Raw genomic sequence first — 2,023 nt, 5'->3', positions numbered from 1 at the left:
GGTAGGGGGCAGCAGCCGGCTCAGGTGCAGGTGGTGCAGTACCCGCTGCCCCGGAAAGGCCTCCTGCTCGTGCAGGCCCAGCACGTGGCTTACGGTATAGGAAGCCGGCCAGGCGGCCAGTAGGGGGGCCAGGTCCCGAGTGGCGGCATTGGGCACGAAGGATTCCGCATCCAGGGCCAGCAGCACCCGGCGCGGCAGCTGGGCAGCCGGAGCCAGCTCGGGCACGAGCAGTAGCGGCCGGTGAGTTCCCCGCAGCACGGGCAGGGCCTGGTTGTGCAGCACGTGGTCCAGCGCGTCGTGCTCAGTGCTCAAGCCCATGGCCAGCAACAGGGGCTGGGTGCGGCGCACGGCTTCCTGCACCGCGTCGGGCAGAAACTGCTCCGACACGTCTACTTCCGCCGGTACGGGCTGGGCGGCGGCCAGCTTTAGCAGTTCGTGCTCGGTCTGGCGCTCCGCACTGCGGCTGTGGCGGTGGCCGTATTCCTCGGGGGCCAGCAGGCCGTCGTGGGGCACGTGCAGCAGCACCAAGTGGCCCCCCAACGGCACGGCCAGAGCAGCGGCGTAGTCGAGGGCGCGGTTGGAAACGGCCAGAAAATCGGTCAGGACAACGAGGGAAGGCGTCATGGCAACAGGTCGTAAGGGAAGAGGGCAGCGCGCGTAGTCAGAATGGCCGCCGCCGGGTCGCGGGTAGCCGGGCCACGTCGGCGGCCGGCAGGTCGGGATAGTCGCTGCCCCACACATCGGGGGCAATGGTGGCGTCGGCTTCGCGCGCGGCCTGCAGCGTGGCGGCGCTGATGGCCAGTGGCCCCCGGCCCCCGGCCCGAGTCCAGCCGGCGGGTGCCCGGCGCGGGAGTGATTTCTGGGGAGCAGGTTGCATAGGGCAAGGCAGTTAGTGGAGCCGATAGCTGCCGCCGCAGGCCCCGGCCGGTGGCCGGACCGGGGCCCCGGGGCCTAGGAGTAGGACTGCTGATTCCTGCCGTGCAGGTAAGCACTGGCGACGGCCAGCACCGTTATCAGCAGCACCGAAAACAGAAGAGTGGGCGTGACCATGGCGGAGTGGGGTAATGGGCCGCAACGGCCCGGGTGGAAGAAGGAATAGTCGGTGTTTCAAATATCCATACATATAAATATTAATGCCCTGACGAACATTGGCTTAGAGGATGATTTTTGTCATGTCCTGCCCCCGGGTGCCGGGGAGTAGAATCCCCCGCGAGGGTGTTTTTCTGGGCGCCGTCCGCGCTCCGCCGGCCCGGGGCAGGACAACCCGGGCCCCGGCAACGGGGTACTATAAGCAAAGCCCGTGGACCGCCGGGCCGTTTTTGCGCCGGCTGTTGCTGGCATTAACTCTGACTCTTGATGACGAAACACACCTATGACATGGGCCTGATCGGCAACTGCGCCTTTCTCGGGCTTATCGGCACCGATACGGCCGTGCGCTGGCTCTGCTGGCCCCGCTTCGACAGCAGCTTCGTGTTTGGCAGCCTGCTCGACGACCAGAAGGGCGGCGAGTTCAGCATCCGGCCCGCCGCGCCCGAGTTCCGCACCAGCCAGTACTACCAGGCCAACACCAACGTGCTCTGCACCGAAATCGACGCCCCCGACGGCCGCTACCGGGTCACGGACTTTGCCCCGCGCTTTGCCCAATACGACCGGTACTACAAGCCCCTGATGTTTATCCGGAAGGTAGAGCCGCTGGCCGGCACGCCCCGGGTGCGGGTGGCCTGCCGGCCGATGGGCCAGTACGGGGAACTGGAGCTGAGCCGCCGCCGCAGCTCCAACCACATTGCGTTTCTGGGCCTGGAGGAAGAAATCCGGCTCACCACCAACATCCCGCTCACCTACGTGCTCGACGAGGAAGACTTCGTGCTCAACGAGACCAAGTACCTGGTGCTCACCTACGGAGCCCCGCTGGAGGCGCCGCTGGAATCCACGGCCGAGCAGTTTTTGCGTAAAACGGTGGACTATTGGCACAAGTGGGTGAAAAGCACCAGCATTGGCACCTTCCACCAGGCGGCCGTGATTC

3 protein-coding genes are annotated in these 2,023 nt (G+C 66.3%); 1 reads left to right on the top strand and 2 read right to left on the bottom strand.

All coding sequences use genetic code 11. The annotated features are described in order from the left end of the window. Window positions 1-624, bottom strand: a 624-nt coding sequence (locus EWM57_RS20880; protein WP_165370606.1) for a universal stress protein, incomplete at its 3' end; no start/stop codon positions are given. 37 nt (window positions 625-661) lie between these two features. Beyond that, window positions 662-877: a hypothetical protein gene (locus tag EWM57_RS20875; RefSeq protein ID WP_129922937.1), complete on the bottom strand. Its 216-nt coding sequence runs from the start codon at window positions 875-877 to the stop codon at window positions 662-664. Between the two features lie 479 nt (window positions 878-1,356). Between EWM57_RS20875 and EWM57_RS20870 the strand changes: the two genes are divergently transcribed. After that, window positions 1,357-2,023, top strand: a 667-nt coding sequence (locus EWM57_RS20870; RefSeq protein ID WP_242510166.1) for a trehalase-like domain-containing protein, incomplete at its 3' end; no start/stop codon positions are given.

Origin of the sequence: Hymenobacter persicinus, from assembly GCF_004167665.1 — a bacterium.
In the GTDB taxonomy this organism is placed as follows: Bacteria; Bacteroidota; Bacteroidia; order Cytophagales; family Hymenobacteraceae; genus Hymenobacter; species Hymenobacter persicinus.
Note: the sequence above shows the minus strand (reverse complement) of the source record. Positions and strands in the feature narration are given on the sequence as shown.